Below are 26,254 nucleotides of genomic sequence, written 5' to 3'. Positions count from 1 at the left end.
AGATGCCCGGACACTCGGCCGCACCGCCACAACTGATCGTGACCACGGGGCCGGACACCGGACGGGCCTACCCCGTACCGGCCGGCTACTGCGAGATCGGCAGGCTCGCCGGCAGCGGGATCCGGCTCGACGAGGAGGGCGTGAGCCGGCGGCACGCCGCGATGAACCGCGCCGGGAGCCATGTGGTGCTCAGCGACCTCGGCTCGACCAACGGCACCTACCTCAACGGGACCCTGCTCGACGCGCCGCGCCCCCTCCACGACGGTGACCTGCTCCGCATCGGCCACGTCGAGCTGCGGCTGTCGGTGGAGTCGGCCCGGCAGGAGGACCCCGGGGACACGGCGGACCCCCCGGAAGCCGGAGGGGCCGCGGAAGCCGCGGAGGCCCCGGGTGGCGCTCCCCCGCCGCTGACCGTGCTCCACGACCTCGGGGACACCCGGGGCCGGTCCGGGCCCGGCCCCACCCGCCGCTACCCGTCCGGGCGCGCGCAGTACCTCGCCGGGCGCCGGCACCACGGGGACGGCGGCGACGGGCGGGAGGCGGACCCCGGGGCCGCCGAGGAGGCCTGCACCGGGCTGTTCCGGGTGCGCGGGCCGGGCCGGGTGCTCATGGCCGCCGGGGTGCTGGTGGCGCTCGCCGGGTTCGCCGTCTGGGTGTCCCTGATCCTCAGCCTGCTGGGCGGCGTGGGCAGCGCGCAGGCCCCGCCGGACCCCTTCGCGGAGACCCTGTGGGGGCTGCCGAAGGCACCGCTGGGCTTCACCGCGTTCGCGGTGGGCGTCGTGCTCTTCGGGGGCGGCGCGGCCCTGTCGAGGGCCACCCGCAGGAGGGGCGCCGCGTCGGGGCGGCGGCGTCCGGGACGGCACCGCCACTGACCCTCGGACGGGCACGGGCACGGCGGCGCGGGGCCCGGCCGCGACGGCATACCAAAGCTTTGCCGGTCCTTTCCGCACGTGGCGACCTGGGCTGATCCGTCCTCGGGCGGCCCTTCGGGGTCATCGCGCGTAGACAGCCCTTGACCAGCACGATCGGGGCCCCTAGCGTCACCGCGTCAACGAGCCCCGCAGGGCCGGGCGTTCCCCCGAAGCGCGTGGGCCCGGCCGTGCGTGCCCTCCGGCCGGATCGAAGGAGCCCTCCAGATGCCCGCAGCCAGGCCGTCCGTGTTCACCCGCGGGCGCACCCGCACCCTCGCCGCCGCCGTCGCCGCGGTGGCGGCGGCCGCCACCCTCTACGGGGTCGGCGCGGCGACCGCGGACACCTCCGTGCCGCGCAGCGACAAGCAGATCCCCAACCTGACCGACGTGGTCAACGACATCAAGGCGTACTACGGCGACACCGTGGACGCCTCCGGTGAGCACCAGGCCGCGACCGACGGCAACTACGCCAAGCAGGTCGCCGGCATCGAGAAGAAGGCCCAGGACTACCTGCGGGACGCCCTCGCGAAGTCCGCGCACCACCGCCACGGCAAGCCCGCGATCGTCCTGGACGTCGACGACACGTCCCTGCTGACGTACAACTACGAGCTCGAGGTGGGCTTCAACTACACGCCGGCCTCGAACGACGCGTACATCCAGAACAAGGACATGGCCCCGGTCTTCGGCATGCCCCAGCTGGCCAACTGGGCCGCCGACCACGGCGTGACGGTCTTCTGGATCACCGGCCGCCCGGAGACGCAGCGCGCCGCGAGCGTCCGCAACCTCGGGACCGCCGGCTACAGCTCCACCGCCGACCCGGCCCACTTCTTCCTGAAGAACAAGGTCGCGACCGACTACCTGCCCTGCTCCGCCCCGACGTGGACCTGCTCCACCGTCGACTACAAGGCGGGCACCCGGGCCCACATCGAGGCGCAGGGGTACGACATCGTCGCCAACTTCGGCGACCAGTACAGCGACCTGAACGGCGGGCACGCCGACAAGTCGTTCAAGCTCCCCAACCCGATGTACTACGTGCCCTGACCGGCGGCGGGCCGCCAGCCCGCGGTGCCCGTCCCCCCGCGCGGGGGGCGGGTGCCGCGGCGCCGTGAGCGGGCCAGCCACAGGCCCCGGCCCAGCGACCACAGCACCAGCCCGGCGACCACCGGCCCACCGAGCAGGATCGCCAGCCCGGCGCCGATGTTGGCGCCGATGACCCCGGCGGTCACCGTCCGCCAGATCGCTCCGGTCAGCAGCCCGGCCGCGAGAAGCGGCCCGATGACCTCCCACCACCGGCCGTCGAAGCGGTCCGGTCCGGGACGGGAGGCCCGGCCCAGCAGCACGGCCGCGCCGGCGGCCAGCACGGCCGCGGCCGCGCCGATCGCGGTCTCCGCCCCCTCCGGGATGGCGAAGGGCCGCACCAGGTAGTCCAGTTCGGCGGGTTCGAAGCCGGCCGCGTCCTGCCGGCCCATGAGCCCCCAGGTGGCGACGGGCGTGGTCACGATCAGCGTGACGGCCGCTGCGGGCCGTATCAGGTGCCTTCGCATGACTCCATGCTCCGCCCGCGCGGTGCGGCCCGCATGAGTGCGCGTACTCATGTCGGCACGCGCGCACGCACTCAGAACGCGCTCAGAACGTGTGGGCGTCCACCTCGGCGAGGTACCGGGCGCGCAGTTCCTCGTCGTCGTCGAGGAAGGCGGCCAGGAAGGAGTTGCGGGCGAGCCCGCGCAGGGCGTCCTCGCCGAGCGGGAGCGCACCGGCCACGGCGTCGAAGGTGTCGCCCGCGTAGCCGCCGAAGTAGGCGGGGTCGTCGGAGTTCAGGGTGACCAGCAGCCCGGCGTCGAGCATGGCGGGCAGCGGATGGTCGGCGAGGGTGTCCACGCAGCGCAACCGCACGTTGGACAGCGGGCAGACGGTCAGCGGCACCTGGTCGCGGACCAGCCGGGCCACCAGCTCCGGGTCCTCCATGCTGCGGATGCCGTGGTCGATCCGGTCGACGCCGAGCACGTCCAGCGCCTCCCACACGTACGCCGGCGGGCCCTCCTCGCCCGCGTGCGCGACCCGGCGCAGGCCCGCCGCGGCGGCGGCCTCGTAGACCGCGCGGAACTTCGACGGCGGGTGGCCGACCTCGGCGGAGTCCAGGCCGACGGCGCTGATCCGGTGCAGGTGGGGCCGGGCGGCCTCGAAGGTCTCCAGCGCGGACTCGGCCGACTCGTCCCGCAGGAAGCACATGATCAGCCGCGTGCTGACGCCGTGCCGCTCCCGGCTGCCGTCCAGGGCCCGCGCCAGGCCCTCGACGACGGTGCCGATCGGGACGCCCCGCGCGGTGTGCGCCTGCGGGTCGAAGAAGACCTCGGCGTGCCGCACGCCCTGCGCGGCGGCCCGGGCGAGGTAGGCGTCGGCGAGGTCCGCGAAGTCCTGCTCGGTGCGGAGCACGGCCATGAGCGCGTAGTACAGGTCCAGGAAGGACTGCAGGTCGCTGAAGGAGTAGGCCTGCCGCAGCTCCTCGGTCGAGGCGTAGGGCAGGTCGGCCCCGTTGCGCTCGGCGAGGGCGAAGGCGAGCTCGGGTTCGAGGGTGCCTTCGATGTGCAGATGGAGTTCGGCCTTCGGGATGCTCACCCCGCAACCGTACAGGTCACAGGGGTGTGGCTAGGTCTGGCGGCGCTTCGGCACGGCGACCCGGCCGAGGTCCTGGGCGACCGTCAGCTCACCCTGGAAACCCGCGTCCCGGGCCTGGCGCTCGAAGTCCGCCGGGTCGGTGTAGCGCTGCGAGAAGTGCGTGAGCACCAGGTGGCGCACGCCCGATTCGGCCGCCACCCGGGCTGCCTGGCCGGCCGTCAGGTGGCCGTGCTCCTCGGCCAGCGCGGCGTCCTCGTCCAGGAAGGTCGACTCGATGACGAGCAGGTCGCAGCCGTCGGCGAGGGCGTACACCGCGTCGCACAGCCGGGTGTCCATCACGAAGGCGAAGCGCTGACCCGGGCGCGTCTCGCTCACCTCGGCGAGCGTCACCCCGTCCACCTCGCCCTCGCGCTGCAGCCGGCCCACCACCGGGCCGGTGATGCCGTGCGCGGCCAGGCGCTCCGGCAGCATGCGGCGCCCGTCGGGCTCGACCAGCCGGTAGCCGTACGCCTCCACCGGGTGCGACAGCCGGCGCGCCTCCAGCAGGAAGGCCTCGGAGTCGACCAGCACCGCGGCCTCGCCCGCCACCGGTTCCTCGCGCAGCCGCACGGTCTCGCGGTAGGCGGTGGCGTACCGCAGCCGGTCGAAGAACCGCCTGCCCGACTCGGGGTAGTGGGCGGTGATCGGGTGCGGCACCCGGTCGAGGTTGATCCGCTGGATCACCCCGGCCAGGCCCAGGCTGTGGTCCCCGTGGAAGTGGCTCACGCACAGCCTGGTGAGGTCGTGCGCCGCCACACCGGCCCGCAGCATCTGACGCTGGGTGCCCTCCCCCGGGTCGAAGAGGATGCCCTCGGCGTCCCAGCGCAGGAAGTAGCCGTTGTGGTTGCGGTGCCGGGTCGGGACCTGGCTGGCCGTGCCGAGCACGACCAATTCACGTGCGGACACCGGTGGTTATCCGGGAGGCCACTCGAGGCCACGGCCGCCCAGCACGTGGGCGTGCGCGTGGAAGACGGTCTGGCCCGCCCCTGCGCCGGTGTTGAAGACGACCCGGTAGCCGGTGCCGTCCACCTTGTCCCCGGCCGCGACCTCGCCCGCCTCCCGCAGCACGTCCGCGGCGAGCTGGGGCGCCTGGGCGGCCAGCGAGGCGGCGTCCGGGTAGTGCGCCTTGGGGATGACCAGGACGTGCGTCGGTGCCTGGGGGTTTATGTCGCGGAACGCGACCGTCGTCTCGGTCTCCCGCACGACGGTCGCGGGGATGCTCCCCGCGACGATCTTGCAGAACAGGCAGTCCGCCTGCGGTTCTCCCGCCACCTGACGCCTCCGTCCAGCGGTTGATCAGTACGCCCCGCATGCTACCGGTGCCCCTCGCGGGGGCGCGCCGTCGCGGGGCCCGGGTCGCGCCGGGCCCCGCTCCCGCCGCTACGGCAACGGGGGCGCGGTACGGGCCGGGTTGGCCTCCAGCGCCTCCAGGGCGATGCGGACGGCCTCGTCCAGCTGCGGGTCGCGCCCGGCGGCCCAGTCCTGCGGGGTGTGGACGACCTCCACGTCCGGGTCGACGCCGTGGTTCTCCACGTCCCAGCCCACGCCCTCCAGCCACGTGGCGTACTTCGGCTGGGTGACCAGCGTCCCGTCGACCAGGTGGTAGCGGGAGTCGATGCCGATGACGCCGCCCCAGGTCCTGGTGCCCACCACGGGCCCGATGCCCAGCGCCTTGATCGCCGCGTTGACGATGTCGCCGTCCGAGCCGGAGAACTCGTTGGCGACGGCCACGACGGGCCCGCGCGGCGCGTCCAGCGGGTAGCTGAAGGCGGGCAGCCCGCGCGGCAGGTCCCAGCCCACGATCCGCCGCGCCAGCTTCTCCACGACCAGTTGGGAGGTGTGGCCGCCGCGGTTCTCCCGCACGTCCACGACCAGACCCTCCCGGGTGACCTCCACGCGCAGGTCGCGGTGGATCTGGGCCCAGCCGGAGCCGACCATGTCGGGGACGTGCAGGTACCCCAGCCGTCCGCCGGACAGCTCGCGCACGTACGCCCGGCGCCCGGCCACCCAGTCGTGGTAGCGCAGCGGCTCCTCGTCGCCGATGGGCACGACGACGACATGGCGCACCGCCCCGCCGTCGGCCGGGCCGACGGTGAGCTCCACCGGCTTGCGCACGGTGCCGAGGAGCAGCGGGCCGGGGCCGGCCAGCGGGTCCACGGGCCGTCCGTCCACCGCGAGGATCGCGTCGCCGGCGCGGACCGCGGCGCCCGGCGCTGCCAGCGGGGAGCCGGCCCGGGGGTCGGAGGTCTCCGAGGGCAGCACCCGCTCCACGCGCCACACGCCGTCCGCGTCGCGGGCGAGGTCCGCGCCGAGCAGGCCCTGGCGGTTCAGCGCGTCACCGCGGCCGCCGGGCGGGGAGACGTAGGCGTGCGAGGTGCCGAGCTCGCCCGCCACCTCCCAGAGCAGGTCGACGAGGTCGTCATGGGTGGCGACCCGGTCCAGGACGGGCCGGTAGCGCTCGCGCACGCCGTCCCAGTCGACGCCGCCCATGTCGGCGCGCCAGAAGTTGTCCCGCATCAGGCGGTGCGACTCGTCGTACATCTGGCGCCACTCGGCCTGCGGGTCCACGGTGACGCGGACCCGGGAGAGGTCGACGGTCACGTTGCTGTCGGTCTCGTCGTCGGACGGCGCCGACTTGTGGTCGGCCGCGGCCACCCGCAGCCGGTGACCGGACGTCACCAGCACCTTGTTGCCGTCCCCGCTGACGGCGTAGTCGTCGGCGTCGTCGGCGATGTCCTCCACGCGCAGCTGCTTGAGGTCGTACCGCTCCAGCGCGGTGGACGGCGGCTCGGCATCGGGCGAGGCCAGGCTCGCGCCCAGGACGCCGCGCACGGGGTGCCGGAGCCACAGGACGCCGTCCTTGGCCGCGCGCAGCGTGGAGTAGCGGGCCGCCTCCACCGGGAAGGGCACGATGCGGTCGGCCAGGCCCTCGGCGTCCACCTTGGTGACGGGGGTGCGGTGCCGGTCCTCGCCGTCCTCCTTGCGGGAGTCCTTCTTGCCCTCGTCCTGGCCGCGGTCGTCGCCGTCCTTGTCCTCGGACGAGGAGTCGACCGGCCGCCCGTGGCGCTGCGGGCCGAAGGGCGAGGGCGTGGTGGCGGCGAGCGTGATCAGGTGGGGACGGCAGGAACCGAGGAAGGCGAGGTCGAAGACGTGCTCGTCGTAGACCGGGTCGAAGGAGCGCTCGGACAGGAACGCCAGGTGCTTGCCGTCGGCGGTGAAGGCGGGCGAGAAGTCCCGGAAGCGCAGCGGGGTCGCGTCGACGACGGTGAGGTCGGCGGTCGAGGCGAGCTTGAGCTGGCGCAGCGGATCGGGTCCGGCGTGCGACCAGGCGAGCCAGGCCGAGTCCGGCGAGAAGGCGAGGCCGCTCGCGTGGCCGTGCTCACCCTCGACGACGGTGCGGACCTCGCCGGTCTGGGCCTCGACGAGCAGCACCCGGCCGTCGTGCGAGGCGACGGCGATCCGGTGGCCGTCCGGGGAGACGCTCATGGACAGGACCCGGCCGAGCCGCCCCGCGGCCAGCCGGCGGGGCGCGGCCGTCCCGGAGCCCGCCGCGGGGGCGATCTCCAGCGCGTCCTCGCCCTCGGCGTCGGTGACCCAGACGACCTGCTGGTCGCCCTCGCCGCCGAACACCCGCGGCAGCCTCGTGCGCACCCCTTGCTCGGCGGACAACGCCCGCGCCGGGCCGCCGCGGTGGGTGACCCAGTGCGTGGTGCCGCGGATCTCCACCGCGCTGCCGCGGCCGGTGTGGTCGGGCCGGGCGTCGCCGAGGTGGTGGGCCGCGTGGACCGGGTGCGGCTGCAGGTCGGCACGCTGGCCGCCGAGGCGTACCTCGACCGGACGGGCCTGCGCGCCGTCGAGGTCGTCCAGCAGGAACAGCCGGCCGGTGCTGGTGTAGACGACGCGGGTGCCGTCGGTGGCGGCCTGCCGCGCGTAGAAGCCGCCGTCCTCCACAGAGGTGTGGCGGCGCAGTTCGCTGCCGTCGGGGAGGCTGGAGTAGAGCGCGCCGACGCCCTCGTGGTCGGAGAGGAAGGCGATCCTCTCCCCCACCCACATCGCGCACTCCAGGTTGCCGTCCAGGTCCGTGTGGATCCGCTCGAACTCCCCGTCGCCGGTGCGGTCGATCCACAGCTTGCCCGCGGTGCCGCCCCGGTAGCGCTTCCAGGCCGCGGCCTCGCGGCCCATCGTGGCCGACAGCAGCAGCACGGCCCCGTCCGGCCCGTGGGCGACGTCGCCGACCGGCCCGTACGGCAGCGTCGACGCGGGACCGCCGTCGACCGGGATCGCCCGCGCCCAGCTGCGGCGCAGCGACGCCTGCCCGGACGTGCTGATGGCCAGTACGTCGCCGCCGGGCGTCCAGCCGCGCACGGAGGTGCGGCCGCTGCCCCAGTACGTCAGGCGTTTCGACGGCCCGCCGTCGGTGGCCGCGACGTGCACCTCGGGTGCGCCGTCCCGCGTGGAGGTCCACGCGATGAGCGCCCCGTCGGGCGAGAACCGCGGATGGCCGACGGGCATGTTGTCCGCGCTGACCCGCCAGGCCCGGCCGGCGCCGTCCAGCGGGGCGGCCCAGACGTCGTCCTCGGCGGTGAAGGTGATCAGGTCACCGTGCAGGTGCGGGAAGCGGAGGTACGCGGGGTGCGAAGGCTGCGGCTGCGTCACGTCGTCACACTAACCACCCGGCGCCCTGCTGGTCAGGGGTTTTCGATCTCATTGCCCGCCGGGGGGATTCCGGCCCGGCGGCCGCCTCAGCCCCAGCGCCCGGTGCGGCCGAGCAGGAGGGCGGTCGCGGCGACGCCGGCGGTGGAGGTGCGCAGGACACTGGCGCCGAGTCGGTACGGCTTGGCGCCGGCCGCGGCGAAGGCGTCGAGCTCCTCCGGGGAGACCCCGCCCTCGGGACCGACGACGAGCACGATGTCGCCCTCGGGCGGCAGCGGGGCCGCGGCGAGCGGCTCGGAGCCCTCCTCGTGGAGGACCGCGGCGAACGCCGCACCGGACAGCAGTCCGGCGAGATGACGGGTCGTCATCAACTCGGCGACCTCGGGGAACCTCAGGCGCCGGGCCTGCTTGGCGGCCTCGCGGGCGGTGGAACGCCATTTGGCCAGGGACTTGGCGCCGCGCTCGCCCTTCCACTGGGTGATGCAGCGCGCGGCGGCCCACGGCACGACCGCGTCGACGCCGACCTCGGTCATGGTCTCGACGGCGAGTTCCCCGCGGTCGCCCTTGGGCAGCGCCTGGACGACGGTGATCCGCGGGCGGGGCTCGGCCTCCTCGCGGACGTCGGCGACGGCGACCTCGAGCGTGTCCTTGCCGTCGACGGCCGCCACCGTGCCGTACGCGCCGCGTCCCAGGCCGTCGGTGAGCACGATCTCCTCGCCGACCCGCAGCCGGCGTACCGACACCGCGTGCCGCCCCTCGGGGCCGGAGAGCGTGATGCGGTCCGGGCCCAGCGCTCCGGGTTCGACGACGAAGACGGGTGCGGTCACGGCGCGGTCCTCGGGGAGCGGTGGGTCAGGGCGGCCATGCGCCCATCGTTTCACGGCACGCGACGGCCCGCGGTCCAGGGTGTCCACCCCGGACCGCGGGCCGGTGAGCGGCCAGGCCGTGTCGGCCTAACGCCCGTTGAACGCGTCCTTCAGGCGGGAGAACAGGCCCTGCTGGCCCGGCTGGAACTGCCCCATGGGCCGTTCCTCACCGCGCAGCTTCGCCAGGCGGCGCATCAGCTCCTCCTGCTCCGGGTCGAGCTTGCCCGGGGTCTGGACCTCGACGTGCACGATGAGGTCGCCCCGGCCGCCGCCCCGCAGGTGGGTGATGCCGCGCTGGTGGAGCGGGATCGACTGGCCGGACTGCGTCCCGGGCCGGATGTCGATCTCCTCCAGGCCGTCCAGGGTCTCCAGCGGGACCTTGGTGCCCAGCGCCGCGGCCGTCATCGGGATGGTGACGGTGCAGTGCAGGTCGTCGCCGCGCCGCTGGAAGACCTGGTGCGGCAGTTCGCGGATCTCGACGTACAGGTCGCCGGCGGGGCCGCCGCCGGGACCGACCTCGCCCTCGCCCGCGAGCTGGATGCGGGTGCCGTTGTCGACACCGGCCGGGATCTTGACCGTGAGCGTGCGCCGCGACCGGATCCGGCCGTCGCCCGCGCACTCCGGGCACGGGGTGGGGACGACGGTGCCGAAGCCCTGGCACTGGGGGCACGGCCGGGAGGTCATGACCTGGCCCAGGAAGGACCGCGTGACCTGCGAGACCTCACCGCGGCCGCGGCACATGTCACACGTCTGCGCGGTCGTGCCCGGGGCCGCGCCCTCGCCGTGGCAGGTGTTGCAGATGATGGCCGTGTCGACCTGGATGTCCTTGGTCGTGCCGAAGGCCGCCTCGTCCAGCTCGATCTCCAGCCGGATCATCGCGTCCTGGCCGCGCCGCGTGCGCGAGCGCGGACCGCGCTGGGACGCCGTGCCGAAGAAGGCGTCCATGATGTCGCTGAAGTTGCCGAAGCCCTGGCCGAAGCCCGCGCCTGCGCCCGCGCCGCCGCCGTTGGCCGACAGCGGGTCGCCGCCGAGGTCGTAGACCTGCTTCTTCTGCGGGTCCGAGAGCACCTCGTAAGCGGCGTTGATCTCCTTGAACCGCTCCTGGGTCTTCGGATCCGGATTGACGTCCGGGTGCAGCTCGCGCGCAAGACGGCGGAAGGCCTTCTTGATCTCGTCCGGGCTTGCGTCGCGGCGTACGCCGAGCACGGCGTAATAGTCCGTGGCCACTACGACTCCGCCAGGATCTGTCCGACGTAACGTGCCACTGCGCGTACCGCTCCCATCGTTCCGGGGTAGTCCATGCGGGTCGGTCCGACCACGCCGAGTTTCGCCACCGCCTCGTCGCCCGAACCGTAGCCGACGGAGACGACCGATGTGGAGTTCAGGCCCTCATGGAAGTTCTCGTGACCGATTCTCACCGTCACGCCCGAGTCCTTGGCCTCGCCCAGCAGCTTGAGGAGCACCACCTGCTCCTCGAGCGCCTCCAGCACCGGGCGGATCGTCAGCGGGAAGTCGTGCCCGAAGCGGGTCAGGTTGGCCGTGCCGCCGAGCATGATCCGCTCCTCGGTCTCCTCGACCAGGGTCTCCAGCAGTGTGGCGAGGACCACCTGGACGGAGGGCCGGTCGTCGGGCTCGAAGCCCTCGGGGAGCTCCTGCACCAGCGGCGGGACGTCGCTGAACCGGCGTCCCACCACCCGGCTGTTCAGCCGGGCGCGCAGGTCGGCCAGCACGGTCTCGCCGACCGGCGCCGGGGCGTCCACCAGCCGCTGCTCCACCCGTCCGGTGTCCGTGATCAGCACGAGCATGATCCGGGCCGGGGCGAGCGCGAGCAGCTCGACGTGGCGCACGGTCGAGCGGGTGAGCGACGGGTACTGGACGATCGCGACCTGCCGGGTCAGCTGCGCCAGCAGCCGCACCGTGCGGGCCACCACGTCGTCGAGGTCGACGGCGCCGTCCAGGAAGTTCCCGATGGCCCGGCGCTCGGCGCCGGACAAGGGCTTGACGCTGGTGAGCCGGTCGACGAAGAGCCGGTAGCCCTTGTCGGTCGGCACGCGGCCCGCGCTGGTGTGGGGCTGCTGGATGTAGCCCTCGTCCTCCAGCACGGCCATGTCGTTGCGGACGGTGGCCGGGGAGACGCCGAGGGCGTGCCGCTCGGTGAGCGCCTTCGAGCCGACCGGCTCCTCGGTGCCCACGTAGTCCTGGACGATGGCACGCAGCACTTCGAGACGTCGTTCGCTGAGCATCGCGCACCTCCAGTCGCTCGGTCACCGTGCGGGTCGTGTCGCCCCCGTGGCCTGGCACTCCTCTTCCCTGAGTGCCAGTTTTCCCCAAGTCAGTGTACGGCGGGGTGGCAAGACCTCGGCAAGGGCCGTCCACAGGTCCGGCCCGGGGCGTCCTTGACCGGCCACCGTAGCGGGCGCGAGGCGTCCCGCGGGGATACCGTCGCGTTGTGGAGACCACACCGACCGCACCGGACTCCCCCGGCGGCTGGGAGCAGCTCGCACCGGGGGTGGCGCGGCGGCGGCTGTCCTTCCTCGACGTGACCGTCGGAGTCGTCGTCGGCGACGAGGGCGTGCTGCTGATCGACACGGGTTCCTCGGTCCCCGAGGGCGCCGGACTGCGCCGGGAGGTACGCGAACTGACCGGACGGGACGTGACGCACATCGCATTCACCCACGGCCACTTCGACCACGTCTTCGGCGCCGCCGCCTTCGAGGGCGTCCAGGTCTTCGGGGAGATGGCCCTCGACGCCTACCTCGACCGCGAGCGCTTCTCGCTGGGCCTGGACGCGGTCAAGCACGGCGCCGGCGAGGCCGAGTCCGCACGGGCCGCGGACGCCCTCGTCCGCCCCGGCCACCTCGTGGACGGCTCCTACGAGCTCGACCTCGGCGGTGACCGCCAGGTCCTGCTGGTCCACCCGGGTGAGGGCCACACCACGCACGACCTGGTGGTGGTCGTGCCGGGCACGCCGGCCGTGGTCTTCTGCGGGGACCTCGTCGAGGAGTCCGGCGAGCCCCAGGCCGGGCCCGACGCCGCCCCGCACTCCTGGCCCGCGACCCTGGACCGGCTGCTGCGGCTGGGCGGCGAGACCGCGCTGTACGTGCCGGGCCACGGCGCCGTCGTCGACGCCCGCTTCGTCCGCGCCCAACGGGACGCGCTCGCCGCCCGGTTCGGATCCGCTTGAGCGGTGCGCCGCGCGGATACGATCCCTGGCATGCGCAGCCGCAACTACGACCCCGACCTCACCCCGCCGTGGAAACGTCCCGCCACGCCCGCGCCCGAGGTCGCGGCCGAGCGGGACCTGGTGGTGGAGGAGGTGTCCACCGGCTACTGCGGCGCGGTCGTCCGCTGCGAGAAGACCGCCGAGGGCCCCACGGTCACCCTGGAGGACCGCTTCGGCAAGCACCGCGTGTTCCCGATGACTCCCCGCGGCTTCCTCCTGGAGGGCCGCGTGGTCACCCTCGTACGCCCCTCCGCCGCCCCCGCGGCCGGCCCCCGGCTGACCGCCTCCGGCTCCCTCGCCCTCCCCGGCGCCCGCGCCCGGGTCGCCCGCGCCGGCCGGATCTACGTCGAGGGCCGCCACGACGCGGAACTGGTCGAACGCGTCTGGGGCGACGACCTGCGCGTCGAGGGCGTCGTCGTCGAGTACCTGGACGGCGTCGACGACCTCCCGGCCATCGTCGCCTCCTTCGCGCCCGGCCCGGACGCGCGCCTCGGCGTCCTCGTGGACCACCTCGTCCCGGGCAGCAAGGAGTCCCGCATCGCCGCGGAGGTCACCGGCGAGCACGTCCTGGTCGCCGGCCACCCCTACATCGACGTCTGGGAGGCCGTGAAGCCCTCCTCCGTCGGCATCCCCGCCTGGCCGGCCGTCCCCCGCGGCCAGGACTGGAAGACCGGCGTGTGCCGCGCCCTGGGCTGGCCGGAGAACACCGGCGCCGCCTGGCAGCGCATCCTGGGCGCCGTCCACTCCTACCGGGACCTGCAGCCGGAACTGCTGGGCCGCGTGGAGGAGCTGATCGACTTCGTCACGGCCCCGGGCTGAGTCAGTCGACCAGGTCCCTGACGACGGCGTCGGCGAGCAGGCGACCGCGCAGGGTGAGGACGGCACGGCCCTCGCGGTAAGGACCGGTCTCCAGAAGGCCGTCCCTTACGGCGAGCTCCGCGGCCTCGGCACCCGCCGGGGCCAGCAGGTCGAGCGGGCAGCCGTCGGACAGCCTCAGCTCCAGCAGGATCCGCTCCACGCGGCGGTCCTCCGCCGCCAGCACCTCACGGCCCGCCCCGGGACTGCGGCCCTCCGCGAGCGCCGCCGCGTACGCCGCCGGGTGCTTCACGTTCCACCACCGCACCCCGCCCACGTGGCTGTGCGCACCCGGCCCGGCGCCCCACCAGTCCGCGCCGGTCCAGTAGAGCTCGTTGTGGCGGCACCGGGCCGCGTCCGAGGTCGCCCAGTTCGACACCTCGTACCAGCCGTAGCCGGCCGCCGCCAGGCGCTCCTCCGCGATCAGGTAGCGGTCCGCGTGCACGTCGTCGTCCGTCATCGGCACCTCGCCGCGCCGGATCCTGCGCGCCAGCTGCGTGCCCTCCTCCACGATGAGCGCGTACGCCGACACGTGGTCCGGCCCCGCGCCGATCGCGGCGTCCAGCGACGCCCGCCAGTCGTCGTCCGACTCCCCGGGCGTGCCGTAGATCAGGTCCAGGTTGACGTGCTCGAACCCCGCCGCCCGCGCCTCCGCCACGCACTGCTCCGGGCGGCCGGGCGTGTGCCGCCGGTCCAGCACCTGCAGCACGTGCGGCCGGGCGCTCTGCATCCCGAACGAGACCCGTGTGTACCCCCCGGCCCGCAGCTCCTCCAGGTACGCCGGGTCCACGGACTCCGGGTTCGCCTCCGTCGTGACCTCCGCCCCCTCCGCCAGGCCGAACTCGTCACGGATGGCCCCCAGCATCCGGGCCAGGTCCGCGGCCGGCAACAGGGTGGGGGTCCCGCCGCCCACGAACACGGTCTCCACGCGGCGGGGGTCGTCGCCCAGCACCTTGCGGGCCAGCCGGATCTCGTCGACCAGGGTGTCCGCGTAGTTCTCCCGGGAGGCGAGCACGCCGCCGGTGCCGCGCAGCTCGGCGGCGGTGTAGGTGTTGAAGTCGCAGTAGCCGCAGCGGGTCGCGCAGTACGGGACGTGCAGGTAGAACCCCAGCGGGCGGGACTCCGCGCCGCGCAGGGCGGTCGGCGGGAGCGCGCCGTCCTCAGGCATGGGCTCCCCGTCGGGCAGTACGGATGGCATGCGTCCCATTGTCCGCCATCCCCCGCGGGCGCTTCGCCGGATGGCCGGGGTGCCCCTCGCCGCCGGCGGTTGTGTGCGCCTGCGGCGGGCGGTTTCCCCGCCGCCCTCCCGATTGCCCGGCGCGATTGGTGCGGGCCTGCGCACCGTGTGCCTGAGTCGGTGCCGCGCCGGGGGTACGCCCCCAGCCTTCGGCCGGGGGGACCCCCATGGGCGCACCCCGCCACACCCCCTTCGGTCGTGTGGGCGGCTGACGGCCGGAAGAAAGCGGTCCGGGGTCACCGCAAGTGCCTTACTCACCCCCCACCGGCCGTCGTGCGCCTCGACAGCGGGAGGGGGTGTGGCGGGGTGCGCCCGGAAGCGACGAGCGGCGGACCCGGGCGCCGAACGATGTCGGGGTAAACCGCGAGCGCTGTGGGGGTCCCCCCGGCCGAAGGCTGGGGGAGTGCGCCGGCGCGGCACCGACCCAGGCACACGATGCGCAGGCCCGCACTGACCGCGCCGGATGGGGGTCCCCCCGGCCGAAGGCTGGGGGAGGGAGGGCGGGCGGGGGATGCCCGCCGCAGGCGCAAACAACCCGCACACAACCACCGGGCAGCCCGGCGCAGCCGCCCGCAGACGCAACGCACCCGCACACAACCACCGGCCGCAACCACAACCCCCCGCACACAGCGACCGCACCCTCACTGGGCCTGAAGCACAAGCACCGCGAGATCGTCATCCGGCGGCGCCACGTCGTACTCGTGCACCGCCCGCCGGACCCGCTCCGCCACCCCCGCCGCCCCCAGTCCGGTGCACGCCGCGAGCACGGCCGCGAGCCCGTCGTCGTCGTCGAACTGACGGCTCCCGTTGCGCCGCTCCGTCACCCCGTCCGTGACGCACAGCAGCGTGTCCCCGGGGGCCAGCCGGAACGATTCGCTGCGGTACCGCGCGTCGTCCGTGATCCCGAGCAGTATCTGCGGCACCGCCGCGGGCCGTACCGCGCCGCCTCCCGTGAGGAGCAGCGGAAGGGGGTGCCCGGCGCTGGCCAAAGTGCACAAGGCACCACCACCCGCACCACCACCCGCACCGCCACCCGCCGCGCCCTCCCCCGCCCCCTCCGGGACGATCTCCCCGTACAGCAGGGACAGGAAGCGCGGCCCCGCGTCCCACCCCGGCCCGAGCGCGTCGCCGAGCGTGGCGGCCGCGGCCTCGTCCGACAGGGCGCGGTTGAGCCGGTCGAGGACCTCCGCCACGCCGTACCCCTCGCGCGCGAGGAGCCGCATGACGGGCCGGGCGAGGCCGGTGACCGCGGCGGCCTCGGGGCCGTTGCCCTGGACGTCGCCGAGGGCGAAGCACCAGCGGCCGCCGCCCGCGGGGAAGAGGTCGTAGAAGTCACCGCCGACGACGTCGGCACGCGTGGGCTCGTAGACGACGGCCGTGTCGACGCCCGGCACCGCGCCGAGCCCCGCGGGCAGCAGGCCGCGCTGCAGGACCCGGCTGATCATGGCCTGCCGCGTGTACTGGCGGGCGGTGCCCACCGCGAGCGCGACACGGCGCGCGAAGTCCTCGATGAGGCCGATGACCTCGTCGGGGAAGCGCATCAGCCCCGTGCGCCCGAGGAGCAGCGTGCCGTGCCAGCGGCCGCCGGTGACCAGGGGGCAGGCGAGTGCCGCGCCGACCGCTTCCGTGCCGTGGGCGACGGCGGGCCACGGCCAGGGCACGGCGCCGGGGCGGGAGCCGGGCGGCGGCGGTTCCTTCTCCAGCACCATGCGGAGCCCGTCGATGCGGCCCTCCGCCGCGTGCCAGACGCGCGCCAGGCGCGGCTCGGAGCCCTCGGGACCGTCCCCGGAGAGCCAGACGGCGCACCAGTCGGCGAGCCGGGGCACCAGCAGCTGCCCGGCGAGGGAGGCGACCATGTCCTCGTCGAGCTGCCCGGCGAGCAGGTCGGAGGCCTCGGCGAGGAAGGAGAGCGAACCGCGGCTGATCCACTCGCTGTCGTGCCGCCGCGGGAGGCGGTGCGCCGTGGGTGCGAGGATCTCGGTGGCGCGCAGTCCGCGCAGCAGGGCGCGCTCGGCCTCGGGCGCCGGCGGCAGCGTCTCCCCGGGTTCGCGGGCGGCGGTCAGCCGGCACCAGATGGTCTTGAGGTCGCGCCGGTAGGTGATGCCCCACTCCTCGGAGAGCGCGGAGACGAGCTGCAGGCCGCGCCCGCCGTCGCGGCCCTCGCGGGCGAGTTCGGCCCGGTCGCGGACGACCCGGGCGGGGTGGTGGTCGGAGACCTCGACGACGAGGCCGCCGTCCTCGCGTGCGCCGGGTGCCGCGCTCTCCAGCCGGCAGAGCAGCTCGACCGTGGTACCGGCGTGGATGACCGCGTTCGTGACGAGTTCGCTCACGAGCAGCACCGCGTCGTCCACGAGGTGGTCACCGATGCTCTCGGCCGGCCAGGGCTCCTCCGTGGTCCACTCGGCCAGCGCGGCGCGGACGAACTTCCGTGCCGCGGAGGCCGCCAGCTGGTTGCCGGGCAGGCTGGTACGGGAAACGAACTCCCGTGGCATGGAATCTGGCCCCACTGTGCGGCTCCCGAGCAGATCCGGCATTGCGCCCTTAACGGCACGCACAGCGTGACAGACTGAGCGCGCTCATAAGCGCCGAGTCACCGAAGAAGGCCGTCATGGCTCTTAAATCGGCTGTTCCCGCCCCGAAAACCGCGACTCCTGCGCGTCCGCGTGTCGTCGACCCGCCGCCGGACGGTGAGTGGATACGCGCGGCGGAACTGCGGCCGCTGCTCACGGCGATGCGCTCCCTGTGCGACGGCGACTTCCGGGTGCGGCTGGGTGACGGTGCCGAAGGGGTGCTGGCCGAACTCGCCGGAACGTTCAACCGGATCGTCGCGCGGGAGCAGCACTTCTCCGCCGAACTGGGCCGGGTCAAGCGGGAGGTCGTACGTCGGGGCAGGCTGGACGAGCGGCTCGCGGACAGCCCGGGCCAGGGATCCTGGGCGATGAGCGTGCAGGCGGCGAACTCCCTGATCGACGCGCTGGTCATCCCGGCGGCGAACGCCACCCGGGTGCTGGACGCCGTGGCGGACGGCGACTTGACGCAGCGGGTGGACCTGCACGACGGCAGCCGGCCGCTCCGCGGGGACCTGCGCAGGCTCGGCCGGGCGGTCAACCGCATGGTGGACCAGCTGTCGCTGTTCACCGGTGAGGTGACCCGGGTCGCCCGCGAGGTCGGCACCGAGGGCCGACTCGGCGGCCGGGCCAAGGTGCGCGGGCTCTCGGGCAGTTGGCGGGACGTGACCGAGGCGGTCAACACGATGGCCGCCCGGCTGACCGCCCAGGTCCGCGACATCGCGCTGGTGACGACGGCGGTGGCGCGGGGCGACCTGACCCGCGAGGTGACGGTCGAGGCGACCGGTGAGCTGCTGGAACTCAAGCTCACCGTCAACACGATGGTGGACCAGCTCTCCGCCTTCGCCGACGAGGTGACCCGGGTCGCCCGCGAGGTCGGCACCGAGGGCCGGCTCGGCGGCCGCGCCCAGGTCCGCGGCGTCTTCGGCGTCTGGAAGGACCTCACCGACAACGTCAACTTCATGGCGTCCAACCTCACCTCGCAGGTCCGCAACATCGCCCAGGTGACCACGGCGGTCGCCAACGGCGACCTCTCGCAGAAGATCACGGTCGACGCGCAGGGCGAGATCCTGCAGCTGAAGTCGACGATCAACACGATGGTGGGGCAGCTCTCCGCCTTCGCCGACGAGGTGACCCGGGTCGCCCGCGAGGTCGGCACCGAGGGCCAGCTGGGCGGCCGCGCCCAGGTCCGTGGCGTCTCGGGCGTCTGGAAGGACCTCACCGACAACGTCAACTTCATGGCCGACAACCTGACCTCCCAGGTCAGGAACATCGCCCAGGTCGCCACCGCCGTCGCCCAGGGCGACCTCGGCAAGACCATCACCGTGGAGGCCAAGGGCGAGATCCTGGAGCTCAAGTCGACCATCAACACGATGGTCGACCAGCTCTCCGCCTTCGCCGACGAGGTGACCCGGGTCGCGCGCGAGGTCGGCACCGAGGGCAACCTCGGCGGTCAGGCCCAGGTCCGCGGCGTCTCCGGCGTCTGGAAGGACCTCACCGACAACGTCAACTTCATGGCGTCCAACCTCACCTCGCAGGTCCGCAACATCGCCCAGGTGACCACGTCGGTGGCGAACGGCGACCTGTCGAAGAAGATCACGGTCGACGCCCGCGGCGAGATCCTGGAGCTCAAGGACACCATCAACACGATGGTCGACCAGCTCCGCGGCTTCGCGGACGAGGTGACCCGGGTCGCGCGCGAGGTCGGCACCGAGGGCCGGCTCGGCGGCCGCGCCCAGGTCCGCGGCGTCTCCGGCGTCTGGAAGGACCTCACCGACAACGTCAACTTCATGGCCGACAACCTGACCTCCCAGGTCAGGAACATCGCCCAGGTCGCCACCGCCGTCGCCCAGGGCGACCTGTCGAAGAAGATCGACGTGGACGCGCGCGGCGAGATCCTGGAGCTGAAGACGACCATCAACACGATGGTGGACACGCTGTCGTCCTTCTCCTCCGAGGTGACCCGGGTCGCCCGTGAGGTCGGCAGCGAGGGCCAGCTGGGCGGCCAGGCCCGAGTGGAGGGCGTATACGGCACGTGGAAGCGCCTGACGACGGGTGTGAACGAGCTGGCGTCCAACCTGACCACCCAGGTGCGGGCCATCGCCGAGGTGGCCTCCGCGGTCGCCCAGGGCGACATGTCGCGCAGCATCGCGGTCGAGGCGCAGGGCGAGGTCGCCGAGCTGAAGAACAACGTCAACCTGATGGTGGCCAACCTCCGCGAGACCACCCGCGCCAAGGACTGGCTGGAGTCCAACCTGGCCCGCCTGGCCGGCCTGATGCAGGGCCACCGCGACCTGATGGAGGTCGCGGACCTCATCCTGCGCGAGCTGACCCCGCTGGTGAACGCCCAGTACGGGGCGTTCTTCCTGGCCCAGACCGACGCCGGCCGGAGCGGCACCGCCCAGCCGCGGGCCCCGCGCGGGCTGGCCTTCATCGCCGGGTACGGCTCGGCGCAGGGCGCCACGGTGGACACCCCCGGCATGCCCGGACACGGGCTGGTGCGGCAGGCGGCGCTGGAGAAGAAACGCATCCTCGTGGAGGAGGCGCCACCCGACTACATCACCATCACCTCGGGTCTCGGCGAGGCGGCTCCGACCAGCGTCGTGATCATCCCCATCCTCTTCGAGGACGAACTGCTCGGCGTCATCGAACTGGCTTCCTTCTCCCGCTTCTCCGACGTCCACCTGGCCTTCTTCGACCAGTTCGTCAGCACCATCGGCGTGGCGATCAACACCATCATCGCCAACTCCCGCACGGAGTCGCTGCTGTCGGAGTCCCAGCGGCTCGCCCAGCAGTTGCAGGAGAGGTCGGACGAACTCCAGCGGCAGCAGGCCGAGCTGCAGCGCTCCAACGCCGAGCTGGAGGAGAAGGCGGCCCTGCTGGCCACCTCCTCGCAGTACAAGTCGGAGTTCCTGGCCAACATGTCGCACGAACTGCGCACTCCGCTCAACTCGCTGCTGATCCTGGCCCGGCTGCTCGCGGACAACCCGGACGGTCATCTGTCGGAGCAGGAGGTGCACTTCGCCACCACGATCCACCGCTCCGGCTCGGACCTGCTGCAGCTGATCAACGACATCCTGGACCTGTCGAAGATCGAGGCGGGCCGCATGGACGTCCGTCCCAAGAAGCTGCCGCTGATCAAGCTGCTGGACTACGTGCACGCCACCTTCCGCCCGGTCACCCTCGACCGCGGGCTCACCTTCGACGTCGCCGTGGGCGAGGACGTGCCCCGCGAGATGTTCTCGGACGAGCAGCGGCTGCAGCAGGTGCTGCGCAACCTGCTCTCCAACGCGATCAAGTTCACCTCCCAGGGCCGGGTGGAACTGCGGGTGTCGCGCTGCGAGGACGCCGACGACCTGATCGCCTTCGCCGTACGGGACACCGGCATCGGCATCCCCGGCGAGAAACTCCCGGTGATCTTCGAGGCCTTCCAGCAGGCCGACGGCACCACCAACCGCAAGTACGGCGGCACCGGGCTGGGCCTGTCCATCAGCCGGGAGATCGCCGGGCTGCTCGGCGGCCGCATCGTCGCCGAGAGCGAGCCCGGCCGGGGCAGCACCTTCACGCTGTACGTCCCGGCGATGTACGCGGGCCACGGCGGCCCCGGCGAGCCCGAGCCGCAGCACGGCCCCGCGGGCGGCGGAGCGGAGGCCGGGGGCGGCCCGGTGCCCGTGGCCGCGGCGTACGACGCCGAGCGCCGGACGTCCGGCCCGGTCGCGCCGGGGGACACCTGGCCCACCTCGAACCGGATCGACGAGTGGCGGGACGGCCGCACCGGCCGGGTCCTGGCCGGCAACCGCGTGCTCATCGTCGACGACGACATCCGCAACGTCTTCGCCCTCACCCACGTCCTGGGCCGGATCGGGATGCCCGTCCTGTACGCGGAGAACGGCCGCGAGGGCATCGAGACCCTGGAGCGGAACCCCGACGTCGCCCTCGTGCTGATGGACATCATGATGCCCGAGATGGACGGGTACGAGACGATCGAGGCCATCCGCCGCACCCCGCGCTTCGCCGAGCTGCCGATCATCGCCCTCACGGCGAAGGCGATGCCGGGCGACCGGGAGCGCTCGATCGCCTGCGGCGCCAACGACTACGTGCCCAAACCGGTGGACGTGGACCGGCTGCTGCACGCGGCGCACCTGCTGCTCGACCCCGACGCGGGCCGGGACGCCGAACGGTCCTGCCCCGGCGGCCACGACGACTCCGACGGCCCCGCGAGGCCCACCTCGTGACCCCGGGCGGCACCGGCACGGTCACGGGGAAGGCCGGCATCCTCCTCGTCGACGACATGGAGGACAACCTGATCGCCCTGGAGGCCATCCTCGGCACGCTCGACCAGCCGCTGGTGCGCGCCCGTTCCGGGGAGGAGGCGATGAAGGCGCTGCTGCGCCAGGAGTTCGCGGTGGTGCTGCTCGACGTCCTGATGCCGGGCATGGACGGCTTCGAGACCGCCGCGAACATCAAGCGCCTCGACCAGACCAAGGACATCCCGATCATCTTCCTGACCGGGAACGACCTGGACACCACCTTCGCCTTCCGCGGCTACGCCACCGGCGCGGCGGACTACCTCACCAAGCCCTTCGACCCCTGGGTGCTGCGGGCCAAGGTCACCGTCTTCCTCGAACTGCACCACAAGACCCGCCAGTTGCGGGGCCTTCTGGAGCGCGACCGGGACCGGCTGGAGGCGATCGAGCAGCGCCTCGCGGCCGTCGAGCGGCAACTCGCCGCCGACGGCCGTCCGGACGTCACCGCGCTCGCCCACCGCGTGGCCCGGCTGGAACACGCGCTGCGCGACGTGGACCTGCCGGGCCCCCGGGTGGGTGACTGAGACGCTCAGTCCTCCCGCGTGCCGGCGTACATGTCCTCGATCAGGTCCTTGAACTCGCGCTCCACGACCGGCCGCTTGAGCTTCAGGCTCGGCGTGAGGTCACCGTGCTCGACGTCCAGGTCGCGCGGCAGCACGCGGAAGGTCTTGATCTGCTGCCAGCGCTGCAGGTCCGCGTTGACCCGCTGCACGTAGCCGTCCATCAGGACCCGCACCTGCTCGGAGCCGACGACCTCCGCGTAGGGCTTGCCCTCCAGGCCGTTCTCCTTCGCCCAGCCGAGGATCGTGGGCTCGTCGAGGGCGAACAGGGCGGTGCAGAAGTTGCGGTCGGCGCCGATCACCAGGACGTTGCTGATGAACGGACAGGCGGCCTTGAACTGGCCCTCGACCGCGGCCGGCGCGATGTACTTGCCGTTGGAGTTCTTGATGATGTCCTTCTTGCGGTCGGTGATGGTGAGGTAGCCGTCCGCGGAGAGCTCCCCGATGTCACCGGTGTGGAACCAGCCGTCCGACTCCAGCACTTCGGCCGTCTTCTCGGGCAGCCCGTGGTAGCCCTGCATGATGCCGGGGCCGCGCAGCAGGATCTCGCCGTCCTCCGCGATGCGGACCTCGGTGCCGGGCAGCGGCTTGCCGACGGTACCGGTCCGGTAGGCCTCGCCGGGGTTGACGAAGCTGGCGGCGCTGGACTCGGTCAGGCCGTAGCCCTCCAGGATGTGGATGCCGGCGCCGGAGAAAAAGTAGCCGATCTCCGGGGAGAGGGCGGCGGAGCCGGAGACACAGGCGCGCAGCTTGCCGCCGAAGGCGTCGCGGAGCTTGGCGTACACCAGGCGGTCGGCGACGGCGTGCTTGGCGGAGAGCCCGAAGGGGGCGCCGGCGTTGCCGGTGCGGCGGCGGTTGTCCTGGGTGACCTTGGCGTACTCGCGGGCGACCTCGGCGGCCCACTTGAAGATCCGGTACTTCGCCGCGCCGCCCGCGCGGGCCTTGGCGGCGACACCGTTGTAGACCTTCTCGAAGATGCGCGGGACGGCGGCCATGTAGGTGGGCTGCACGACCGGCAGGTTCTCGATGATCTTGTCGACGCGGCCGTCGACCGCGGTCACGTGGCCAATGGTGATGTGCCCGGCGGTGAGTACCTTGCCGAAGACGTGCGCCAGCGGCAGCCAGAGGTACTGGACGTCCTCCGCCTCCAGCAGGCCGTTCGCCTGGATCGCGCGGGCCATGTACGCCCAGCAGTCGTGCGGCAGCCGCACACCCTTGGGGCGGCCGGTCGTGCCGGAGGTGTAGATGAGGGTGGCCAGCTGGTCCTTGGTGATGTCGCCCACGGTCTTGCGGACGGCCTCGGGGTTCTTCTCCAGGTAGACCTTGCCGCGCTGCTCCAGCTGGGCCAGCGAGAGCGCCCACCCGTCCTCCCCGAGGTCGGCGCCCTCGGCGTCCACGACCACGACGTGGGCCAGTTCGGGCAGCTCGGCGCGGCGCTCGACGGCCTTGGCCAGCTGCACGGCGTTCTCGGCGATCAGCACCCGGCTGCCGGAGTCGGCCAGGATGAAGGCCGTCTCGTCGGCGTTGGTGCTCGGGTAGACGGTGGTGGTCGCCGCACCGGCGCAGAGCACGCCGAGGTCGGCCAGGATCCACTCGACCCGGGTGGCGGAGGCGATGGCCACCCGCTCCTCGGGGCGCACCCCCAGGTCCATCAGGCCCGCGGCGATGGCATGGACCCGGTCCGCGGCCTGCTTCCAGGTGAGCGACCTCCATGTCTCCGGACCGCCGCCGGCCGACGGCACCGGGAAGCGGTACGCCTCGGCATCGGGCGTCGCCTCGACGCGCTCCAGGAACAGGTTCGCCACGGAGGGCGGCCGGTTCTCGATCAAAGTCTGCGTGTCGGTCACGACAACCTCCGGGGGCCCGCCTCTTTGCTGGGTGACTCGTGAGTAACTAACGAGTGGTGATCAGAGTAGGGAATCGGCGCCCGCTTGGTAAGGGGCCGCGGCCACCGCGATACAACCGTGACGACCAGATACATGGTACGTACACATAACGGCGGGCCCGCCCGGAATCCGGGGAGCCCGCCTTCCGGCCACCCGTCGGCGGCACCGCGGGACGTGCGGCGCTCAGCCGCCGATGGGCAGACCGCCGATCATGCCCTTGGTGCCCCCCGTCTTGCCGGCACCGCCGAGCAGCTCGTTCGTCTTGCCCGTGACCGCCTTCAGACCGGTCTTGGCGACCTCGTCCTTGGCGTCCAGGATCTTCATCGGCCCGTTGCCGAGCGGGAGGGCCTCCCCGGCGAAGGCGGGGGACGCGGCGGCACCGGCGGCGCCCAGCGCGATCACGGAACCGGCGACGACGGCCGCGGCCTTCGAGTACTTCACTTCACATTCCCCTTCCGCAGCGACGCCTTTCGCCGCTGTCACGATGAGTAACGTCCTCGATCCCCGGCAGAAACCGCGCGGCCCGGGGTTTTTGCCAATCACCCGAATGCCGGTCCGCTCATACGAAAGGGCGCCTGCCCGGTCATCGGACAAGCGCCCTTCCTGTGCGGTGCGTCGGACCGCGCCGGCTACTTCTTCTTGGCCGCGCCCTCGTCGCTGGAGAGCACCGCGATGAAGGCCTCCTGCGGCACCTCCACGGAACCGACCATCTTCATCCGCTTCTTGCCCTCCTTCTGCTTCTCCAGCAGCTTCCGCTTACGGGAGATGTCACCGCCGTAGCACTTGGCGAGGACGTCCTTGCGGATGGCGCGGATGGTCTCGCGGGCGATGACCCGGGAGCCGATGGCGGCCTGGATGGGCACCTCGAAGGCCTGCCGCGGGATGAGCTCGCGCAGCTTGGCGACCAGGCGCACCCCGTACGCGTACGCCGCGTCCTTGTGGGTGATCGCCGAGAAGGCGTCCACCTTGTCGCCGTGCAGCAGGATGTCGACCTTGACCAGGCTGGAGGTCTGCTCGCCGGTGGGCTCGTAGTCCAGCGAGGCGTAGCCGCGGGTCTTGGACTTCAGCTGGTCGAAGAAGTCGAAGACGATCTCGGCGAGCGGGAGGGTGTAGCGGATCTCCACCCGGTCCTCGGAGAGGTAGTCCATGCCGAGCAGCGAGCCGCGCCGGGTCTGGCAGAGCTCCATGATCGCGCCGATGAACTCCGTGGGCGCCAGGATCGTGGCCCGCACCACCGGCTCGTACACCTCGGCGATCTTGCCCTCGGGGAACTCGCTGGGGTTGGTGACGACGTGTTCGGCGCCGTCCTCCATCACCACCCGGTAGACCACGTTGGGCGCGGTGGCGATCAGGTCGAGCCCGAACTCGCGCTCCAGCCGCTCGCGGATCACGTCGAGGTGCAGCAGGCCGAGGAAGCCCACGCGGAAACCGAAGCCGAGGGCCGCGGAGGTCTCCGGCTCGTAGACCAGCGCGGCGTCGTTGAGCTGCAGCTTGTCCAGCGCGTCGCGCAGCTCCGGGTAGTCGGAGCCGTCCAGCGGGTACAGGCCGGAGAACACCATGGGCTTGGGGTCCTTGTAGCCGCCCAGTGCCTCGGTGGCGCCCTTGGACTGCTGGGTGATCGTGTCACCCACCTTGGACTGGCGGACGTCCTTCACACCCGTGATCAGGTAGCCCACCTCGCCGACGCCGAGGCCGTCGGCCGACAGCATCTCGGGCGAGTTGGTGCCGATCTCCAGCAGCTCGTGGGTCGCGCCGGTGGACATCATCCTGATGCGCTCGCGCTTGCTGAGCTGCCCGTCGACGACCCGGACGTAGGTGACGACGCCGCGGTAGGAGTCGTACACGGAGTCGAAGATCATCGCGCGGGCGGGCGCGTCGGCGACGCCGACCGGGGCCGGGACGGTCTCCACGACGCGGTCCAGCAGGGCCTCGACGCCGAGTCCGGTCTTGGCGGAGACCCGCAGCACGTCGGAGGGGTCGCAGCCGATGAGGTTGGCCAGCTCCTCGGAGAACTTCTCGGGCTGCGCGGCCGGCAGGTCGATCTTGTTCAGCACCGGGACGATGGTGAGGTCGTTCTCCATCGCCAGGTACAGGTTGGCCAGCGTCTGCGCCTCGATGCCCTGCGCGGCGTCGACCAGCAGGACCGTGCCCTCGCAGGCCGCGAGCGACCGGGAGACCTCGTAGGTGAAGTCCACGTGCCCCGGGGTGTCGATCATGTTCAGGATGTGGGTCTTCCCCTGACCGGCGCCCTCGGTGGGCGCCCAGGGCAGCCGGACCGCCTGGGACTTGATCGTGATGCCGCGCTCGCGCTCGATGTCCATGCGGTCGAGGTATTGGGCACGCATCTGCCGCTGATCCACCACACCGGTCAGCTGGAGCATCCGGTCGGCAAGGGTCGACTTGCCGTGGTCGATGTGCGCGATGATGCAGAAATTGCGGATCAGTGCCGGGTCGGTACGGCTCGGCTCCGGCACGTTCGAAGGGGTCGCGGGCACGCAGGGTCCTGTCTCTTGAGGCGCCTGTCGCCTCTGGTC

19 protein-coding genes are annotated in these 26,254 nt (G+C 72.9%); 6 read left to right on the top strand and 13 right to left on the bottom strand.

Going from position 1 to position 26,254, the window contains the following annotated elements; genetic code table 11:
• Positions 1-2 precede the first annotated feature (2 nt).
• The gene (locus tag OG937_28860) at positions 3-872 is read left to right on the top strand and encodes an FHA domain-containing protein (GenBank protein WUD75414.1); all 870 of its coding nucleotides are present in this window, start codon (positions 3-5) and stop codon (positions 870-872) included.
• Positions 873-1,136: 264 nt separating this feature from the next.
• On the top strand, positions 1,137-1,952 hold the full coding sequence (locus tag OG937_28855) for an acid phosphatase (GenBank protein WUD75413.1): 816 nt from the start codon (positions 1,137-1,139) through the stop codon (positions 1,950-1,952).
• On the opposite strand, the gene OG937_28850 is transcribed toward OG937_28855, so the two are convergent.
• The 8 genes from OG937_28850 to hrcA form a co-directional block, all read right to left on the bottom strand.
• Positions 1,940-2,455 (bottom strand): hypothetical protein, encoded by a 516-nt coding sequence (locus OG937_28850; protein WUD75412.1) that lies wholly within the window; start codon positions 2,453-2,455, stop codon positions 1,940-1,942. The two genes, OG937_28855 and OG937_28850, sit on opposite strands and share 13 nt — an antisense overlap.
• An 82-nt stretch (positions 2,456-2,537) precedes the next feature.
• Positions 2,538-3,527 (bottom strand): adenosine deaminase, encoded by a 990-nt coding sequence (locus OG937_28845; GenBank protein ID WUD75411.1) that lies wholly within the window; start codon positions 3,525-3,527, stop codon positions 2,538-2,540.
• A 30-nt stretch (positions 3,528-3,557) separates the two neighbouring features.
• Entirely contained in the window at positions 3,558-4,472 is a 915-nt protein-coding gene (locus OG937_28840; GenBank protein ID WUD75410.1) for a ribonuclease Z, read from the bottom strand.
• A 6-nt stretch (positions 4,473-4,478) separates the two neighbouring features.
• Positions 4,479-4,838 carry a histidine triad nucleotide-binding protein gene (locus tag OG937_28835; GenBank protein ID WUD75409.1) on the bottom strand — a complete coding sequence of 120 codons (360 nt, stop codon included), beginning with the start codon at positions 4,836-4,838 and terminating at the stop codon, positions 4,479-4,481.
• A 108-nt stretch (positions 4,839-4,946) separates the two neighbouring features.
• Complete coding sequence (locus OG937_28830) at positions 4,947-8,222, bottom strand: PDZ domain-containing protein (GenBank protein WUD75408.1); 3,276 nt, start codon at positions 8,220-8,222, stop codon at positions 4,947-4,949.
• 86 nt (positions 8,223-8,308) lie between these two features.
• Positions 8,309-9,046, bottom strand: a complete 738-nt coding sequence (locus OG937_28825) for a 16S rRNA (uracil(1498)-N(3))-methyltransferase (GenBank protein ID WUD75407.1) — start codon at positions 9,044-9,046, stop codon at positions 8,309-8,311.
• Positions 9,047-9,172: 126 nt separating this feature from the next.
• Positions 9,173-10,312 (bottom strand): molecular chaperone DnaJ, encoded by a 1,140-nt coding sequence (gene dnaJ / locus OG937_28820; protein ID WUD75406.1) that lies wholly within the window; start codon positions 10,310-10,312, stop codon positions 9,173-9,175.
• A complete protein-coding gene (gene hrcA, locus OG937_28815) occupies positions 10,312-11,328 on the bottom strand; it encodes a heat-inducible transcriptional repressor HrcA (GenBank protein ID WUD75405.1) in 1,017 nt (338 codons plus the stop codon). The genes dnaJ and hrcA overlap by 1 nt, the downstream gene beginning before the upstream one ends.
• A gap of 206 nt (positions 11,329-11,534) precedes the next feature.
• On the opposite strand from hrcA, the gene OG937_28810 reads away from it, so the two are divergent.
• Both OG937_28810 and OG937_28805 read left to right on the top strand, forming a co-directional pair.
• On the top strand, positions 11,535-12,269 hold the full coding sequence (locus OG937_28810; protein WUD75404.1) for an MBL fold metallo-hydrolase: 735 nt from the start codon (positions 11,535-11,537) through the stop codon (positions 12,267-12,269).
• Positions 12,270-12,299: 30 nt separating this feature from the next.
• Positions 12,300-13,127, top strand: coding sequence for a DUF3097 domain-containing protein (locus OG937_28805; GenBank protein ID WUD75403.1), 828 nt, complete (start codon positions 12,300-12,302; stop codon positions 13,125-13,127).
• A gap of 1 nt (position 13,128) precedes the next feature.
• On the opposite strand, the gene hemW is transcribed toward OG937_28805, so the two are convergent.
• Both hemW and OG937_28795 read right to left on the bottom strand, forming a co-directional pair.
• A complete protein-coding gene (gene hemW / locus OG937_28800) occupies positions 13,129-14,361 on the bottom strand; it encodes a radical SAM family heme chaperone HemW (protein WUD75402.1) in 1,233 nt (410 codons plus the stop codon).
• 680 nt (positions 14,362-15,041) lie between these two features.
• Positions 15,042-16,892 (bottom strand): SpoIIE family protein phosphatase, encoded by a 1,851-nt coding sequence (locus OG937_28795; GenBank protein WUD75401.1) that lies wholly within the window; start codon positions 16,890-16,892, stop codon positions 15,042-15,044.
• A gap of 239 nt (positions 16,893-17,131) precedes the next feature.
• On the opposite strand from OG937_28795, the gene OG937_28790 reads away from it, so the two are divergent.
• Together OG937_28790 and OG937_28785 are read left to right on the top strand one after the other, a co-directional pair.
• Positions 17,132-21,202 carry a HAMP domain-containing protein gene (locus tag OG937_28790; GenBank protein WUD78919.1) on the top strand — a complete coding sequence of 1,357 codons (4,071 nt, stop codon included), beginning with the start codon at positions 17,132-17,134 and terminating at the stop codon, positions 21,200-21,202.
• Complete coding sequence (locus OG937_28785) at positions 21,199-21,798, top strand: response regulator (GenBank protein WUD75400.1); 600 nt, start codon at positions 21,199-21,201, stop codon at positions 21,796-21,798. The genes OG937_28790 and OG937_28785 overlap by 4 nt, the downstream gene beginning before the upstream one ends.
• 5 nt (positions 21,799-21,803) lie before the next feature.
• On the opposite strand, the gene OG937_28780 is transcribed toward OG937_28785, so the two are convergent.
• The 3 genes from OG937_28780 to lepA form a co-directional block, all read right to left on the bottom strand.
• Positions 21,804-23,681 carry an AMP-dependent synthetase/ligase gene (locus tag OG937_28780; GenBank protein ID WUD75399.1) on the bottom strand — a complete coding sequence of 626 codons (1,878 nt, stop codon included), beginning with the start codon at positions 23,679-23,681 and terminating at the stop codon, positions 21,804-21,806.
• Between the two features lie 222 nt (positions 23,682-23,903).
• On the bottom strand, positions 23,904-24,161 hold the full coding sequence (locus OG937_28775) for a hypothetical protein (protein WUD75398.1): 258 nt from the start codon (positions 24,159-24,161) through the stop codon (positions 23,904-23,906).
• 188 nt (positions 24,162-24,349) lie between these two features.
• Positions 24,350-26,215, bottom strand: coding sequence for a translation elongation factor 4 (lepA, locus tag OG937_28770; protein ID WUD75397.1), 1,866 nt, complete (start codon positions 26,213-26,215; stop codon positions 24,350-24,352).
• Positions 26,216-26,254 lie beyond the last annotated feature (39 nt).

Source organism: Streptomyces sp. NBC_00510, assembly GCA_036013505.1.
Taxonomy (GTDB): domain Bacteria; phylum Actinomycetota; class Actinomycetes; order Streptomycetales; family Streptomycetaceae; genus Actinacidiphila.
Note: the sequence above shows the minus strand (reverse complement) of the source record. Positions and strands in the feature narration are given on the sequence as shown.

Excerpts from the sequence above, each read along its gene's own strand:
- OG937_28850 (WUD75412.1), bottom strand. The coding sequence starts at position 2,455 with ATGCGAAGGCACCTGATACGGCCCGCAGCGGCCGTCACGCTGATCGTG.
- OG937_28795 (WUD75401.1), bottom strand. The coding sequence starts at position 16,892 with ATGCCACGGGAGTTCGTTTCCCGTACCAGCCTGCCCGGCAACCAGCTG.
- OG937_28790 (WUD78919.1), top strand. The coding sequence starts at position 17,132 with ATGCGCTCCCTGTGCGACGGCGACTTCCGGGTGCGGCTGGGTGACGGT.
- hrcA (WUD75405.1), bottom strand. The coding sequence starts at position 11,328 with ATGCTCAGCGAACGACGTCTCGAAGTGCTGCGTGCCATCGTCCAGGAC.
- OG937_28860 (WUD75414.1), top strand. The coding sequence starts at position 3 with ATGCCCGGACACTCGGCCGCACCGCCACAACTGATCGTGACCACGGGG.
- OG937_28855 (WUD75413.1), top strand. The coding sequence starts at position 1,137 with ATGCCCGCAGCCAGGCCGTCCGTGTTCACCCGCGGGCGCACCCGCACC.
- hemW (WUD75402.1), bottom strand. The coding sequence starts at position 14,361 with ATGCCATCCGTACTGCCCGACGGGGAGCCCATGCCTGAGGACGGCGCG.
- OG937_28805 (WUD75403.1), top strand. The coding sequence starts at position 12,300 with ATGCGCAGCCGCAACTACGACCCCGACCTCACCCCGCCGTGGAAACGT.